This window comes from Acetobacteroides hydrogenigenes (assembly GCF_004340205.1).
Lineage (GTDB): Bacteria > Bacteroidota > Bacteroidia > Bacteroidales > ZOR0009 > Acetobacteroides > Acetobacteroides hydrogenigenes.
In genome coordinates, this window is sequence record NZ_SLWB01000002.1 from 150275 (window position 1) to 165927 (window position 15653).

General features: G+C 47.0%; 14 protein-coding genes. 4 read left to right on the forward strand and 10 right to left on the reverse strand.

The features are described from left to right. Nucleotides 1-37: 37 nt before the first annotated feature. From CLV25_RS03400 to CLV25_RS03420, 5 genes are all read right to left on the reverse strand, one after another. Entirely contained in the window at nt 38-388 is a 351-nt protein-coding gene (locus tag CLV25_RS03400; protein WP_131838237.1) for a helix-turn-helix domain-containing protein, read from the reverse strand. 578 nt (nt 389-966) lie between these two features. Beyond that, nucleotides 967-2091 carry a thioredoxin family protein gene (locus CLV25_RS03405; protein WP_243649591.1) on the reverse strand — a complete coding sequence of 375 codons (1125 nt, stop codon included), beginning with the start codon at nt 2089-2091 and terminating at the stop codon, nt 967-969. A 46-nt stretch (nt 2092-2137) separates the two neighbouring features. Then, a complete protein-coding gene (locus tag CLV25_RS03410; RefSeq protein ID WP_131838357.1) occupies nt 2138-2746 on the reverse strand; it encodes a deoxynucleoside kinase in 609 nt (202 codons plus the stop codon). Nucleotides 2747-2824: 78 nt separating this feature from the next. Further along, nucleotides 2825-4345: a GH3 auxin-responsive promoter family protein gene (locus CLV25_RS03415; RefSeq protein WP_131838238.1), complete on the reverse strand. Its 1521-nt coding sequence runs from the start codon at nt 4343-4345 to the stop codon at nt 2825-2827. Nucleotides 4346-4431: 86 nt separating this feature from the next. Further along, entirely contained in the window at nt 4432-5067 is a 636-nt protein-coding gene (locus tag CLV25_RS03420) for a histidine phosphatase family protein (protein WP_131838239.1), read from the reverse strand. Nucleotides 5068-5263: 196 nt separating this feature from the next. Between CLV25_RS03420 and CLV25_RS03425 the strand changes: the two genes are divergently transcribed. After that, a complete protein-coding gene (locus CLV25_RS03425; protein ID WP_131838240.1) occupies nt 5264-5578 on the forward strand; it encodes a rhodanese-like domain-containing protein in 315 nt (104 codons plus the stop codon). A 90-nt stretch (nt 5579-5668) separates the two neighbouring features. Here the strand turns inward: CLV25_RS03425 and CLV25_RS03430 are convergent, their stop codons facing one another. The 4 genes from CLV25_RS03430 to CLV25_RS15890 form a co-directional block, all read right to left on the reverse strand. Further along, nucleotides 5669-6457, reverse strand: coding sequence for a formate/nitrite transporter family protein (locus CLV25_RS03430; protein ID WP_131838241.1), 789 nt, complete (start codon nt 6455-6457; stop codon nt 5669-5671). A 42-nt stretch (nt 6458-6499) separates the two neighbouring features. Next, nucleotides 6500-7225: a pyruvate formate-lyase-activating protein gene (gene pflA, locus CLV25_RS03435; protein WP_131838242.1), complete on the reverse strand. Its 726-nt coding sequence runs from the start codon at nt 7223-7225 to the stop codon at nt 6500-6502. A 76-nt stretch (nt 7226-7301) separates the two neighbouring features. Next, nucleotides 7302-9530, reverse strand: coding sequence for a formate C-acetyltransferase (gene pflB / locus CLV25_RS03440; protein WP_131838243.1), 2229 nt, complete (start codon nt 9528-9530; stop codon nt 7302-7304). A 350-nt stretch (nt 9531-9880) separates the two neighbouring features. Next, nucleotides 9881-10219: a hypothetical protein gene (locus CLV25_RS15890; RefSeq protein WP_165876965.1), complete on the reverse strand. Its 339-nt coding sequence runs from the start codon at nt 10217-10219 to the stop codon at nt 9881-9883. A gap of 205 nt (nt 10220-10424) precedes the next feature. Between CLV25_RS15890 and CLV25_RS03445 the strand changes: the two genes are divergently transcribed. Next, nucleotides 10425-12011: an aspartate:alanine exchanger family transporter gene (locus tag CLV25_RS03445; protein ID WP_131838244.1), complete on the forward strand. Its 1587-nt coding sequence runs from the start codon at nt 10425-10427 to the stop codon at nt 12009-12011. A gap of 84 nt (nt 12012-12095) precedes the next feature. Here the strand turns inward: CLV25_RS03445 and CLV25_RS03450 are convergent, their stop codons facing one another. Next, on the reverse strand, nt 12096-13967 hold the full coding sequence (locus tag CLV25_RS03450; protein WP_131838245.1) for a M1 family metallopeptidase: 1872 nt from the start codon (nt 13965-13967) through the stop codon (nt 12096-12098). Between the two features lie 530 nt (nt 13968-14497). Here CLV25_RS03450 and CLV25_RS03455 point away from each other — a divergent pair. Both CLV25_RS03455 and CLV25_RS03460 read left to right on the forward strand, forming a co-directional pair. Beyond that, nucleotides 14498-15025 (forward strand): RNA polymerase sigma factor, encoded by a 528-nt coding sequence (locus CLV25_RS03455; RefSeq protein ID WP_131838246.1) that lies wholly within the window; start codon nt 14498-14500, stop codon nt 15023-15025. Continuing rightward, entirely contained in the window at nt 14988-15623 is a 636-nt protein-coding gene (locus CLV25_RS03460; protein WP_131838247.1) for a hypothetical protein, read from the forward strand. Before CLV25_RS03455 ends, CLV25_RS03460 begins: the two co-directional genes overlap by 38 nt. Nucleotides 15624-15653: the final 30 nt, after the last annotated feature.

The window sequence follows — 15653 nt, forward strand, 5'->3', positions numbered from 1 at the left end:
TTGTTAAGCTAGGCATTTTTGAGCAGGAAGTGGGATGCTACTTCTTGTAGAGGCTGGCGATAAGCTCCATTGCCTGATCTACCTTATCGGCTGGAACACTTTTGAGCATTGCCTGCAGCGCTGCCTCGTTGGCCATGTTGCGGCGGAGGGCCTGAAGCGGATGGTCGGCTTCCAATGGGTGCTTTGGGTCGGGAACCCATTCCATTAAATCGTTGGGGGTGCAGCGTAGCAGCTTGCAGAGGTCGAAAAGCTCCTGAAAGGTAATCTGTGTTTGGCCCATAAGCATCCGGTAGCTTTTATGGTAGCCGTATCCGTTGCTCCTAAGGAATTCTATGGGCTTGTTATGGCCCCGTAGAAGGATAATCCGCTCTAGGTTGTATTTTATCATTAGGTTTAAGTTTTGGATTCAAGGTAAGTATACAAAATATTGGGTGTTTTTTCTACAAAATCGAGGCTTTTTCGTTCAAAAGTAGCAGGATATGCTTGTATAATTGCTCCATATGCTTGTATAGCTGCTTTATATGCACATATAATTGCACCATATGATCGTATAATTGCTTTATATGTATGTATACTTTCTCTATATACTCGTATAGTTGCTTCATATGCATGTATAATAGCGTCATATGCATAAAAAGTAGCATTTATAGGTCTGAAAATTTCGATTTTAAAGCAGGTGATAGGAGCTTTGCTCTAGATGCTGCCTGCTTTTTGGTTGATTTAGAAGCGGCATTGGCTTAATTGGGCTTTTGGGGTAAAGAATAGCGTGGATCTGCTATCGGATGTGGTGCGCTGAGAGCCTAAGGAGGGGGAAGTGGGCATGAAAAAGCCGGATTGGGAGAAAATTCCAATCCGGCTTTCATTTTTATCGTCAAGCGATGCTAATCGTATTCTTGCTCCACAACAACCGGCAAAGGTAAATTCTGCGGCTCTTTTGGGCCTTTTTCGCGATTTTGCGGCGCGGGTCTACTTCTTGGTTTCTTCGGTGGTGCCGCTAAGCTTGCCCTTCATCTTTTCGAAGTAGGGCTTAGCCTTTGGCTCCTTAAGTGATGCTATAACGGTATCGATGTAGGCGCTTACGAGCAGCTTATCGTTTTTGGGAGCGCTATCGGCTACGAGGGGCACGATCTGCGAGAGGATGCTGTAGCTTTCCTGGTCGCTAAGATTGGCGTTCTTCATCGAGGTGGTAACCAGTCCGGCAAGGGCGCTTCCGTTTTTGGCGAATTTGGCATCGGCCATGTCTAGGATCAGGTTAAACTTTTGGATGTTTGCGGGCTTGCTGGCGCTAATCAGGTTGCGCAGCTTCAGAGCCTCCTCCTTGCTGTACACCGATCCTTTACGGTTAACTAGGAATGACATTGCCTTTTCGGTAAATACGCTCGAGATCTTGGCGTCAACGGCCGAATCGCCAATAGCATCGGTAAACTTGATGCGGTTGGTTAGGATGAAGAGGAATTCCTTGCTCGAGGCATCGTTGATGAAGTCGTTGTAGATGGGCCAGTTCTCCTTGGTTATTCTATCCTTCTCCTTAAGCGAGCGGAGGTAGGCTGTAGCCACATCCTGTGCACTGTCTTCCATGTAGGCATCCTGCAGCGTCTTCAGGTAGCTCTTTACGAAGTCGGGCTCGCGGTTTCCGTTTTGGTAGCTGGCCTGCTGACCGGCGAGCGAGGTGGTTGGATTCATTCCTACCTTAACCTTTTCGATGAATTCGTCAGCTTCGGCACCTCCTACGATTCGGTGCACCAGGTTGCCTTCGGCATCCAGAATCAGAAAGGTCGGATAGGCCTTAACGGCGTACTTCTTGGCCAGCTCGATGCCTTCGCCCTTTTCCATATCGAACTTAACGTTTACGAAGTTGGCGTTAAAGAAATCGGCAACCTTATCCTGTTTGAAGACGGTGTTGGACATATACTTGCATGGGCCACACCAGGTGGCGTACCCGTCGAAGAAAATAAGCTTGTTGGCGGCCTTTGCTTTTGCAAGGCTTACGGCTAACGTGGTGTCTTCGAAGCTAACGCTACGGTTTTGGGCTAGTAGGCTTCCGCCGAAGGTCAGCGGGAGCAGTAGCAGCATTGATGCTAGTTTTTTCATTGTTTGGTTTTGTTTGTATATGGTTACTTCTGTAATCCTTAAGAGCCTAAATGGCGAGCTCCTGCTTCACCAGTTCAAGAACCTTGCCAAAATCTTCCTTCGATTCGATGAAGTTGAGCTTATCGATATCGATGGTAAGAACCTTGCCGAACGTGTAGCTCTTAATCCAGTCTTCGTACAGCTCGTTAAGGTTTTTGAGGTATTCGCGGTTGATGTCCCTTTCGTACTCGCGGCCGCGGTTGGTTATTTGCTTGACTAAAGTTTTGGGCGATGCCTTAATGTAGATGAGCAGGTCGGGCGGCTGTATAAGCGAGGTGGTAATGTTGAAAAGGTCGATATACGTGTTGTAGTCTCGCTCGTACATTAGCCCCATTCGGTAGAGGTTGGGGGCAAACACAAGGGCATCCTCGTAAATGGTCCTATCCTGTATTACATTTTCCTTTCCCTTGCGTATTTCGACAACCTGTTTAAGGCGCGAGTGCAAAAAGTATATTTGCAGGTTAAACGACCACCTAAGCATATCCCGATAGAAATCGTTGATGTAGGGGTTCTGATCCAAACCTTCGTACTGTGCTTTCCATCCAAGACTTTCGGAGAGCATTTTGGTTAGCATAGTTTTACCACTCCCGATGTTTCCGGCAACTGCAATTTGTATCATCTTCTTGTACCATGGTTTTAGATTACCTGTTGAAATATGCTAGCATTGTATTCGATTCTTTAATGATATGCTACTCTATTGCTGGTTCCTATTTATCGAGAGTAGCTTATCAATGTAATCGCGATTGTTGTATAGGCGAGGAACCTTATGCTGTCCGCCAAGCTTTCCGCTCTGCTTGAGCCATTCGTAGAAAACGCCTTTTCTTAGCGAGTGTACTACAGGGCGTTGTAGCGTAATGCTCTTGAACCTTTTTGCCTCGTAGTCCGAGTTTAGCCGTATCAGGTTTTGGTCGAGTATGGATGTAAACTCGTCTAGGCTATCGGGTTCCTTTTCGAATTCGAATAGCCATTCGTGACCGCCTTTAGCATCCGAATCCATGTAGATAGGAGCCGCCGTGTACTCGCTAACGATGGCGCCTGTTTTTTCGCAGGCTGCTTTAATAGCTTGTTCGGCGTTATCGATAATAAGCTCTTCGCCAAAGGTGTTGATGAAGTGCTTTGTACGCCCGGTAATGCGGATTTTGTGGGGATATAGCGAGGTAAACTCTACCGTATCGCCAATAACGTAGCGCCATAGTCCACCGTTGGTGGTAATTACCATGGCGTAGTTAATGCCCGTTTTGACATCGGCTACGGTAAGCGGTGTAAACGACGTATCGAAGAAGTTATCCATTGGGATAAACTCGTAGAAAATACCGTAGTCGAGCATCAGCAGCATGTCGTTGGTTTTCGGATCATCCTGTAGCGCAAAAAATCCCTCCGAGGCGTTGTAGGTTTCCATGTAGTTCATGGCATCCGAGGGGAATAGCCTGCGGTACTGCTCGCGGTAGGGGGTAAAGCTAACGCCCCCGTGGATGAATAGCTCCATGTTGGGCCAAACCTCAAAAAGATTGCTCTTGCCGGTATGCTCTAGGATGTACTTCATGAGCACCATGTTCCACGACGGAACCCCGGCAAAGTAGGTGACGTTTTCGGGGATTGCCTCTTCTGCAATTCGGCGCATCTTTTCCTCAAAATCGGGGATAAGCGCAACCTTTTGGCTTGGCGTTCGGAAGAGATCGGCCCAAAACGGTATGTTTTCGATAAGGATAGCAGAAAGGTCGCCGGTAAATGCTTTTTCGTTTAACCGATCTATCTGATGGCTTCCGCCTAGGGTTAGTCCTTTGCCTGTAAAAATTTGGGTCTCGGGATGGTTGTAGTTGTAAATGGTGAGCGTATCTTTTCCACCCTGAAAGTGTACGCTATTCAACGATTCTTCGCTAACGGGAATGAACTTGCTTTTATCGTCGGTTGTGCCAGATGACTTTGCAAACCAGCAAATATCTGTTGGCCAAATCACGTTCTGCTCACCTTGGCGAACACGTTCGATGTAGGGCTTAGCCTGATTATAGTCTTGCACCGGTGTTCGCTGCTGAAATGTTTCTATGCTTCGGATAGAAGAGAAATCGTGCATTTTACCCCATTCTGTACCTTTTGCCGTTTCTACCAAGCCTTTGATAATTGTTGCCTGAGTTTCGAAGGGGTATTTCCGAAACTCGTCGATGCTTTTAAGCCGTTTGGTACTAAGAAAGTTTACGATGGAGTTGATTATTGGCATTGGCGCTTGGTTCTATTTTCCCCAAAGATATTTATTTACCTTTTTTAGGCAAATACTTGATAAAATTTGTGCGACTTGGTATCGTTCTAGGTTATGCTTAAAGCTTCGGTATGCGCATTGTTGGCAATACATACCGGAGAAAAGCTGCCTGTTTCGTAGTTGTAATCAAAAATGGAAACGGCAAGGTTGGCATGAAAGTACTTCTCCATGTTGGAGATTGGCAGGTTTAGCAGGTAGCACATAAGAATTCGGAGTGCTCGCCCATGCATGCACACAACAACGTTGGCTTCCTGTTTTCTCGATAGAACTGTTTCTAGCGCGTCCTTCATTCTTTGTAGTACCTCATTGGGGCTTTCCCCTTGCTCCGCTTTTGCGTCTCCTTCATTATTCTTCCATTGTTCTAGGAGGCTCTTTAGGGTAAAGGTTCCGGTACTATCGAACATTTCTTTGCCCTCCATGATGCCGAAATCCATTTCGTCGAATCCACCTATAATTTCGTGGGGAATCCCACTTTTTAGTAGAGGGGCCATTGACTGGTGTGTCCGCTGTAGCGACGAGGTGTATACTTTATCAAAAGGAATGTGCTTGTAGTGCTGGTAAAAGGCTTCGGCTTGTTGATGGCCAAGCGCGTTTAAAGGCGCATCAACTCCTCTGCCTTGAATGAGATTTTTGCTGTTACAGTCGGTTTCGCCGTGGCGAACAAAGTAGATTCTTTTTGTCATGGCTTTGTTGGTTGCTGGTTCAAAGATAGAATTTCTGGAAAAAATGCTGCTTATTGCCTTTTGATCCGTACTATCCCCTTACTTGATCTGCTACCTTTCAAAATAATCTTTCTAAAAACTTGTCTTTTGTGACATTAGTTACCGAACATTGACGCTGGGGTGGCGTTATTTGTAGAATAAAATAAAAGTTATCAATATGGGGTTTTTTAGTAACCTTTTTGGTTTAGGTCCGAAGGTGGATTTTAAGGCAGTTGTTGAGCGTGGAGCTACTATTGTAGATGTTCGTACTCCTCAAGAGTTTGCAACTGGTAATATAAATGGATCGATTAACATTCCAGTTGGCTCTTTACCTCATAAGTTGAAAATGCTAAATAAGAACAAGCCTATCATAGTGTATTGTGCTTCTGGATCTAGAAGCACTTCTGCCAAATCATTTCTAGATCAGCAGGGTTTTGAAGAGGTGTATAATGCAGGCAGCTTTCATGGGTTTTACAGGCACTTAAACGGATAGTTCTTTTATCTTTTGCATAACGTAAAAAGGGGCCAACAAGCCCCCTTTTTACGTTTTTGAAACAGCACTATGCGGTAGGTCTGATTCCTTCTATATTTTCTTTTCACCGTAGGCGTACCAGTAAAGTAGTCCAACAAGGATACTTCCTCCGACAATGTTACCCAATGTGGCAGGTATAAGGTTGTTTACGATAAAGTCACCCCAAGTAATTGGAGCACCTAGTAGCATCGCCGATGGAATAAAGAACATGTTGGCAATGCAGTGCTCGAATCCCATTGCAACGAAGGCCATTATCGGAAACCAAATACCTAATATTTTTCCAGAAATATGATTTGATGCGTAGGCCAACCACATGGCAATTGCTACAAACCAGTTGCAGGCCATTCCCTTAAAGAAAACTTTGTAGAATGGCGCCGTTGTTTTTACGTTGGCAATATTGATGGTGAACTCTTTCCAAGGCTCTGCGGTAAGTGCTCCTGTAAGGTACCCTACGAAGTAGGCCACAAAGAGGGCACCAAAAAAATTTCCGAGGTAAACTAGTCCCCAGTTGCGTAGCATTTGGGCTAATTTTAGCCTTCCAGATGCTACAGGAGGAATGAAGTAGGCTGTGTTACCGGTAAAAAGTTCTCCACCTGCAATTGCAACCAGCATAAGACCAACTGGAAACGTAGCACCCATCAAAAATTTGCTGATCCCTGGGTTTTCAGCCGAAATACCGGGTACGCCGCCCCCTATAACAATTGCAAGTAATCCTCCTAATGCGATGTATGCACCTCCTAAGAAGGCGAGGACAAGGGTGGTTGATGTAGAGTTCTTGGTGCGGGCTTGCGCCGATAGGCCAACAACCTCTACTATTTGCTTTGGTGAATTAAAATTCATCAATAGTAATTTTTATGCTAGATGTTAATTGCTTATTAGTTTCTAGTTTACCACTACTAATTTGAAGTAAGGCTCAAGAATACTTTTGGCTCGTTTAAGTTGTTCAGGTGTGTTTTCAGGAACACCGTCGAGCTGGTACTTCATGTTCAAGTGCTCGTACTTGTGCTTTCCTAGGGTGTGGTATGGAAGAATCTCAAGGCGTTCTACGTTGGTAAAATCCTTAAAATGCTCGCCTAGTGCTTTTATGTGCTCTTCCTGATCGCTATATCCGGGTACTAACACGTAGCGCAACCACATTTTAATCCCATTATCCCGGAGATATTGGGCCATTTTGAGCGTTCTATTGTTTTCGTGGTTGGTTATTTTGCGGTGCCATTCGTCGTTAAAGTGCTTGACATCGAGTAGGACAAGATCTACATATTTAAGTAGTTCGGCAACGTCATTGTTGAAAACACTTCCATTGCTATCTATACATATGTTGATGTTTTCTTCTTTTAACTTTTTAAACAGCGGTATAAGAGCCTTAGCCTGAAGCGTAGGTTCACCTCCAGAAATGGTAACGCCACCTTTTTTGCCAAAAAATGATTTTTGGCTAACGGCCATTCGAACAATCTCCTCAATTTCGGTAGGTGTTCCTCCTTTAAGGGTTATGGTATCTGGGTTGGCGCAGTATAGGCAATTAAAGTTGCATCCTTGGAGAAAAACAACTAACCTTAAACCTGGACCATCAAAAGTGCCCATTGATTCGTAGGAATGTACGTTTAGCATTGCGTATGTGGGTATTTTAAAAATACCCCTGACAGCGTTTTAAATTCTGTCAGGGGTTATCTTATAGCATTTAAGATTACATCTTATCGAAGAAACTACGCGAGATAACTTCGAACTGTTGCTCGCGGGTTAATCGGACAAAATTTACTGCGTAGCCAGACACACGGATGGTTAGCTGAGGATAGTTCTCAGGATGTTCCATTGCGTCTTGAAGCATCTCGCGGTTGAGCACGTTCACGTTAAGGTGGTGGGCACCTTTCGAGAAGTAGCCGTCCATCATCGAAACTAGGTTATCTAGCCTATCTTCTTTGGTTGCTCCTAACGATTTAGGAATAATTGAGAAGGTGTTAGATATACCGTCTCTCGAGCTATCGTAGTCGAGTTTCGATACGGAGCTTAGCGATGCGATAGCCCCCTTGGTATCGCGTCCGTGCATTGGGTTTGCACCAGGAGCAAAGGCAACACCTTTGGCGCGGCCATCGGGGGTTGCTCCAGTTTTCTTTCCGTACATTACGTTAGAGGTAATAGTTAGGATCGAAAGGGTTGGCTCTGCATTCTTGTAGGTTGGCAGCTGGCTAAGCAGCGAGTTGAAGTATGCAGGAATTTCAACGGCAAACTGGTCCACACGATCATCGTCGTTACCGTAGTATGGGAATTCGCCTTCGATGTTGAAGTTAACGGCTAAGCCTTTTTCGTCGCGAACTGGAGTAACCTTAGCGTACTTGATGGCAGAAAGCGAGTCGGCTACAATTGACAGACCTGCAGCGCCGTAGGCTAGGTTAATTTTAGGATCGGTATCGATAAAAGCCATCTGCGACTTTTCGTAGTAGTACTTGTCGTGCATGTAGTGGATGATGTTCATCGAGTCGTTGTAAACGCGAGCCATCTCCTTAAGCACAATTTTGTAGTTGGCCATTACCTCATCGAAATCGAGTACCTCGCTCTTAAGTGCAGGGATTCCCTTAACTACTTGCTTACCGGTAATCTCGCAGCGGCCTTCGTTAATTGCTAGAAGAAGAGCCTTTGCAAGGTTGGTACGAGCGCCGAAGAATTGGATTTGTTTTCCGATTTCTTGGTATGAAACGCAGCAGGCAATACCGTAATCTTCAGAGTCGCGGGTTTCGCACATTAGGTCATCATTCTCGTACTGAATAGATGATGTATCAATAGAAACCTGAGCGCAGAAATGCTTGAAGTTCTCTGGAAGTGATGGCGACCAAAGAACGGTCATGTTTGGCTCTGGCGATGGCCCTAGATTGTATAGAGTTTGAAGGAAGCGGAATGAGGTCTTAGTAACCTTAGTGCGGCCATCGGCAGTTCTACCTCCAATTGCTTCGGTTACCCAAGTTGGGTCGCCTGCAAAGATTTCATTGTAGGCATCCATGCGTAGGTGGCGAACCATGCGAAGCTTAATTACGAATTGGTCGATAAGTTCCTGAGCGAACTCTTCGGTAATCTTTCCGTTTTTAAGATCGTATTCGATATAGATATCAAGGAATGAAGAAACGTTGCCCAGCGACATTGCTGCACCATCCTGCTCCTTAACGGCCGAAAGGTACGCCATGTACACCCATTGAACCGCTTCTTGAGCGCTGTATGCTGGACGCGATAAATCTAGGCCATAGTAGGTACCTAGCTCCTTGATCTTGTTAAGGGCTTTAATTTGCTCGCTAACCTCTTCGCGAAGGCGAATGCGGTGCTCGGTCATTGGTCCACCAAGGTTGGCAAGGTCGTGCTTCTTAGCGTCAATTAGGCGGTCGATACCGTAGAGCGCTAAGCGGCGGTAGTCGCCAATGATACGGCCACGGGCGTAGTTATCGGGTAGTCCGGTGAGGAATCCTAGGGAGCGGAAAAGGCGAATTTCGTCGGTATAGGCTTCGAAAACGCCATCGTTGTGGGTTTTCGCATAGTTGGTGAAGATATCTAAAACATGCTCATCAACCTCGACGCCGTGTTCGCTACATGCTTTTTCAACAACCTTAATGCCACCGTATGGCTTCATGGCGCGCTTAAGCAGCTCGTCGGTTTGTAGCCCTACAATAAGCTCGTTCTCCTTATCGATATAGCCAGCTTTGTGCGAGGTGATGCCCGACACTACCTTGTTATCGATTTTGCGAACGCCGTTGTTTTCACTTTCCTCCTTGAGGGCTTGCTTGCAGATGTCCCAAATTTTCTTGGTACGCTCGCTTGGTCCACAAAGGAAGGATGCATCTCCCTCATAAGGGGTAATGTTTTTGTTGACGAAATCTTTTACGTTGATCTCGTTTTGCCAAACCCCTTCGTTGAATTTGATGTTTTGATCCATTTTCTATTGTAAAGATTAATGTTTCCTGCTTAAAGGACATAACTCTCCCGTTCTAACTCGTCGTTAGGCACAAATTAGCCGCATTGATGAGATGTGTTAAGGCTTCAGTCAACCGTGTGAAAAGCGCCTTGTATTACAAGAGGATAGACCTACGGGATGCGGGTTGAACTAAAAAGTAACAAACCGTGCACAAAAGTAACGTCTTGTTTAGAATTATTCAAAAGAAGGATGGGCGGGCGGAGCTATATATGTTTGTTATTTGTTAACGAGCTTCAAACTAAGGGTTAGCCTATAATGCGAAAGGCCATCCCGCTAGGGACAGCCTTTCTAATGTATGGTGTGGCTTAATCTTATCTTCTTGATGCTTCTTTTTGGTAGTTGGTTTCGTCCTCGTCGTCGTAGATTTCGTCGTCGAACTCTTCGTCCTCCTCTTCGTCGTACTCGTCATCCTCAAAGTCTTCGTCGTCGAACTCCTCGTCGTCTTCTTCTCCATCATCGTAGAAGTCGGCGATAGATTCGCGCTTGTACTTTTGAAGATCGTACTCCTCTTCGAAATCATCGACATCGTATAGCTCTTTCTTTTCGTTTTTTGGCTTTTTGTCGGGAACTAGCTTTTTCCCTTTCTTAGAATCACCAGAGTCGAAAAAATCCTCTTTTGAGTTAGGTCGAAATTCTTTATTTGCTTTCATTTCGGAGCCGAATTAGTAAAATTACCGAATGGTACTAGTTTTTTGTTTTAGTTGTTAAACACTGTGGCAATTGCCATTACTTATGGTGCAATTTTAAAACTTTTTTTGGACTTTAGCATGGAGCGTAAAATATTTTGTTGCTTCTTTTTTATTTTTTGCCAGTAGGTTAAGCTTACCTTTGTATTGTATCAAAATAAAATGTGTAATGGATCTATTAAGTACTTCTTATTTTGCTCTATTCCTTATCATTGCTCTGGGCTTTATACTTGGCTCTATAAAACTGAAGGGTATTTCGTTAGATGTTTCGGCTGTAATATTTATTGCGCTGCTTTTTGGGCACTACGGAATTGTTATTCCTTCTGATATTCAAAACTTCGGGATGATCCTCTTTATTTTTACGATAGGCATACAGGCAGGGCCTGGTTTTGTTGACTCGTTTAAGAGTAAGGGACGCGATTTGGCAATCCTAACCATCTTTCTTATAGCTAGCGCAGGGGGAATAACCTACCTTCTTTCGATGCTTACCGGCTTAAACTCGGATATTTCAACGGGGCTTCTTTCGGGAGCGCTTACCAGCACGCCCGGTTTGGCGGCGGCTATTGAGAGTACGCATTCTACGGTGTCGTCTATTGGTTACGGTATTGCCTACCCGTTTGGGGTTATTGGGGTGATTCTTTTTGTGAAGCTTATGCCATATCTTTTGAGGGTAAACCTTAAAACGTTGGAGGAAAAACTCGAGAAGGAGCAGTTTAACGAGTTTCCATCGCTGCATGCGCGTGTGTTTAGGGTCGAGAACCAAAACGTTATTGGAAAGTCGCTGCAGGAGCTGCGTATCCGTACAATGACAGGAGCAAATATTGCGCGTATCCTTTGCAATAACGAAGCGGTGGTTGCTACGCGCAATACGGTGCTTAACGAGGGGGATATCATTAAGGCGGTGGGTACGCTCGATGCCCTTGATAGGGTACAGCTGCTAATAGGGCCTTCCGTTAATATGGAACTGTCGCCAAATAAGAACTACGTTCTTGAATCGTTGCTGGTAACCAACAAGAAGCTTATTAATACCACGCTAGGATCGCTTAACTTGTGGGGTAACTTCGATGTTACCGTTACCAGAATTCGCCGCTCGAGCGTTGAGATTACGCCTACACCCGATATACAGCTTAAGCTGGGCGATAAGCTGATGGTTGCCGGACACAAGGACGATATGGTGGAGGTTGCCAAGCTACTTGGTAACGACGCCAAGGCACTGTCATCAACCGATTTTTTCCCTATTGCAGCAGGAATTGTGCTGGGCGTTTTATGCGGAAAGATCAGCATCTCGATGGGGCCAAACTTTACCTTTACCCCAGGCTTAACCGGTGGAGTTCTTATGGTAGCCATCATTTTAAGCAGTATAGGGAAAACCGGTCCTATAATGTGGACAATGACGGGGTCGGCTAACCAGCTTCTTCGCCAGCTGGGATTGCTGCTCTTTTTGGCGGGTGTTGGAACATCGGCCGGTCAGCATATTGTGGCTACCTTCGAGCAGTATGGCATTATGCTCTTCTTGGTTGGTGCTGCCATTACCCTAATTCCTATGGTTATTGCAGCGCTCGTTGGGCATTACATCTTTAAGATGAACATTTTTTATCTGCTTGGCACTATTACGGGTGGTATGACCAGCACGCCTGGTCTTGCAGCTACCGACAGCATGACGAAAACAAATATTCCGACGCTAGCCTACGCAACGGTTTATCCCATTGCGCTGGTGCTGCTGATAATCGTGATACAGATTTTGAGCTACTTCTAGGGTGTAAAATACGAAGAGGCCTCGCAACTGCGAGGCCTCTCTTATTTTTTGGGGTATGGCATTTGGCCGTCAAGCGGGCTACAGCTAGTTGACCCGATACGTGTTGTTTGCTGCAAAGGCATCGGGGATGTTGGCATCGCCTAGGGCAACCTTAGCAACCTTTTTGTCGAAGGTCTGCTTTAGCCTCCAGGTGCTACTCTTTTCCCAAACCTGTGCGGTATGGTAGATGGTTTGGGTGGTTCCATCGTTGAAGGTGACGGTGAGCTTTATGGGCACGGGGAACAGCCCCTTCTTGGTAACGGTCAGGTTAACCTTGTCGTCGCTGATGGTAACATCTTCTAATGCCAAATCGGCATAGCCGTACTCGTAGAACCAGGGGTTCCAGTACCACGAGTAGTCTTTACCCGTTACCGAGTTGATGGTGTAGATAAGGTCGGTTGGCGTTGGGTGCTTGCTCGCCCAGCGGGTAACGTACTCCTTAATCACCTTTTGGAATACTTTCTCGCCCAGCATATCGTGCAGGAAGTAGAAGCCAACAGCTGCTCTGCCGTAGTTCTGCATAAAGCTGGTGGCCACGTTTAGGTTGGTGGATGGCACCGATAGCGGAACGTCGTTGGTGGTGCCCATGGTTCGTTTACCCCATGCCGCGATATAGTAGTGGGCGTTGGTATTCCCATACTCCTGTTCGATGGCCTTAGGGATAAACGTTACGAGGCCCTCGTCTATCCAGCCGTAGAGGGTTTCGTTGGTGCCCACCATAAAGGGGAAGTAGCTGTGGCTAACCTCGTGCGAGGTTACGAATGCCTTTTGTATCGGATCGGTTACGGGGCCATCGTTGCACATCATAGGGAACTCCATCCCGAAGTCGCCCTCGTAAACGGTCATGTGGGGGTAGGGGTAGGGTACGCCAATCAGCTTTTCGGAAAGGCGCTTAATGGAGCGCTGCGCTATCTCGGCGACGTTTTCGCCCGCTGTCGACCCAACCTTATAGACGGCATTCACCAGCACGCGGCGCTGGGTAGCGGGATCAACCTCTACGCTGGTGGCATCCCACACGTAGCTGTCGCTTACGCCAAAGGCAAAATCGGGCACGTTGGAGGCCTTAAAGCGCCACACGTTTTCGGTATCCGCTTTAAGGATGCTGTTGCTGGCGATATCCTCGGCGGTTATCACCCTTACCAGCTGGTCGGACTTTTTCGCGCTGGCTATTCTCTCCAGAATCTTGTCCGAAAAGATGGCATCGGCATTTTGCAGCTCACCGGTTGCCCAGGCCACCTGATTCCTGGGGAGCGTAATCTCCACATCGAAGCTGCAGTAGTCGTTGTAGAACTCCTGTAGCCCGGTGTAGCTGTCGGTGCTCCATCCGTTGATGTCGTCGTATACGGCTATCTGCGGATACCAGTAGGCAACGAAGTAGGTGCCCGTATCGTATCGGCCCATGCGGATTTTTGTTTTGTTGGGGAGCTTTACCTTCCAAGCGATATCCAGCGTAACCGAGGTATTCGCCTTAATGCTTGGTTTCATGGGGATGATGGCGTTGGTGCCCGCGTACTTCAGCTTTTCGGTGCTGATTGGTGATCCGTTAACGCGTATCTCTTGCAGCTCTACGCCGTTATTCAGGTCGGCAGGGTCTACGGCAGACTGGCGCTCGGCACCTGCCTTAAAGAGGTTGGGATAGAGTCGAAGAATAATATTCCTTAGCGAGTCGGGGCTGTTGTTCTCGTATACGATGGTCTCGCGCCCCACCAGCACGCCCGTCTTGGGGTCGAAGGAGGCCTTAATCGTATAGTCCGATCGGTTTTGGAAGTACTTTGGTCCCGGTTTACCGTCGGTGGTGCGGGTTCCACGCTCGATGGCCCGCTGCACGTTGAGCGGTACGAACAGCTTTGGCGGCTGCGCCATCAGCTGAAGGCTTAACAGCAAGCCTAGCGATGCTACAATGGTTCTGCGCTTCATAGATTTCTGTTGAAGAAGGTTGTTTTTTGCCTAAAGACGCACGAGGAACGGAGATGTGACGGGGAGAAGAGTATCAAGATGCAAGATTCAAGACATAAGACTCAAGACTCGAGACGCATGGCTTATCTTGTAGTTCTATAAGAGAATCACTTCGCGAAGAGATGGTCCAACGAAGATATTTGACGCATCACTTCGCGAAGTGATGGCCAAAAAAAGATTTTTGATGCATCAATCTGCGAAGTGATGGCCCAAAAAAGATTTTTGACGCATCACTTCGCGAAGTGATGGCAAAAAAAAGTTTTTTGGCGCATCAATCTGCGAAGTGATGGCCCAAAAAAGATATTTGGCGTATCACTTCGCGAAGTGAGGGTCATCCCAAAATTTTTTGACCATTAAAAGTGGCAAAAGCCCATTTTGGGCGTTTAGATGCTGTGTAAACGGCTACCTTCATCCCATCAAAAAAAAAAAGTTGCTGCGCAGCTGTAATAGAATCGCCACGAAATCGTCTTTAAGGAAACAAGCGACAAAAAATGCTCACGATAAATAGCCCAACCATACGAAATCGGCTGCTTCGGGTTGCCCTCCGCCTGCTGGGGAGCAAAGACGATGCCGAGGATGTGGCGCAGGAGGTGCTGCTGAAGCTCTACCAGCGCAGCGATGTGGAGGAGCTCAAGAACGTGGAGGCCTACGCCGTAACGATGGCCAAAAACCTCTGCTTCGACATCAAGCGAAAGACGACAAACCATCGAACGGTAGAGCTAGAGCAGGCCGACGGGAAGCACGAGAGCCAAACGCCCCATACCTGCCTCGAGCAGGCCGATACCTACGGCTTCGTCCGGCAAACGATGGAGGAGCTAAACGACAGCTACAAGCTGGTAATCCAGCTGCGCGACATCGAGGAGCTGGAGTTCGACGAGATTGCCACCATCATGGGCATGAACGAGAACCAGGTGCGGGTAACGCTCTCGCGAGCCCGAAAAAAGCTGAGGGATGCCCTCGTAAACGATAAAAACTTTGAGTATGGAACGGATAGCGGAGCTTTTAAACAGGTACTTTGAGGGTGAAACCTCGATCGAGGAGGAGCGGGAGCTCAGGGCGTTCTTCCGTACCACGCAAATACTACCCTCGCAGTGGGAGGACTACCGAACCATCTTCGGCTACTTCGATGGCGAGCGGGCCATTGTCAGCGACAGGGGCGCTGCGGCCCTACCCGTTAGGCATCGGGTAAGGAATATCGCCTGGCTGTCGACCGTTGCAGCGGCTGCTGCCTGTGCTGTCTTTGCCTTACTCTACGAGGTAAAGGAGCCTACGATTGTTGCTCCGGAACGAAGCGTAGCCCAAGCGGTGAAGGTCGAAAGGGTGGAGGAGGTTAACCGCGTTGCCCCTCAGCCCGCGAAGGTGGCACCGGTTGCCATCAGCAAGGGTAAGAAGAATAGGAAGGTTGCCCCTGCTAAAGTAGAGGAAGCCAAGAGCCGCATCGTTAAGCCAGCCCGCAAAAGGCAAACCATCGATGCCCTCGAGGAGGTGAATGGGGTGGATAATAGTTTGAAAAAATTTGAGGTAATCCGCGACGTAAACCGCTCGCTATCGCCCCTCTCGAGCTTGGCCTACCTGGAAAAGTATTGCCCTGCCGAAGACGAGAACAACAAAAAGTAAAATAGTATACAACCCAAAAACTCAATCAGG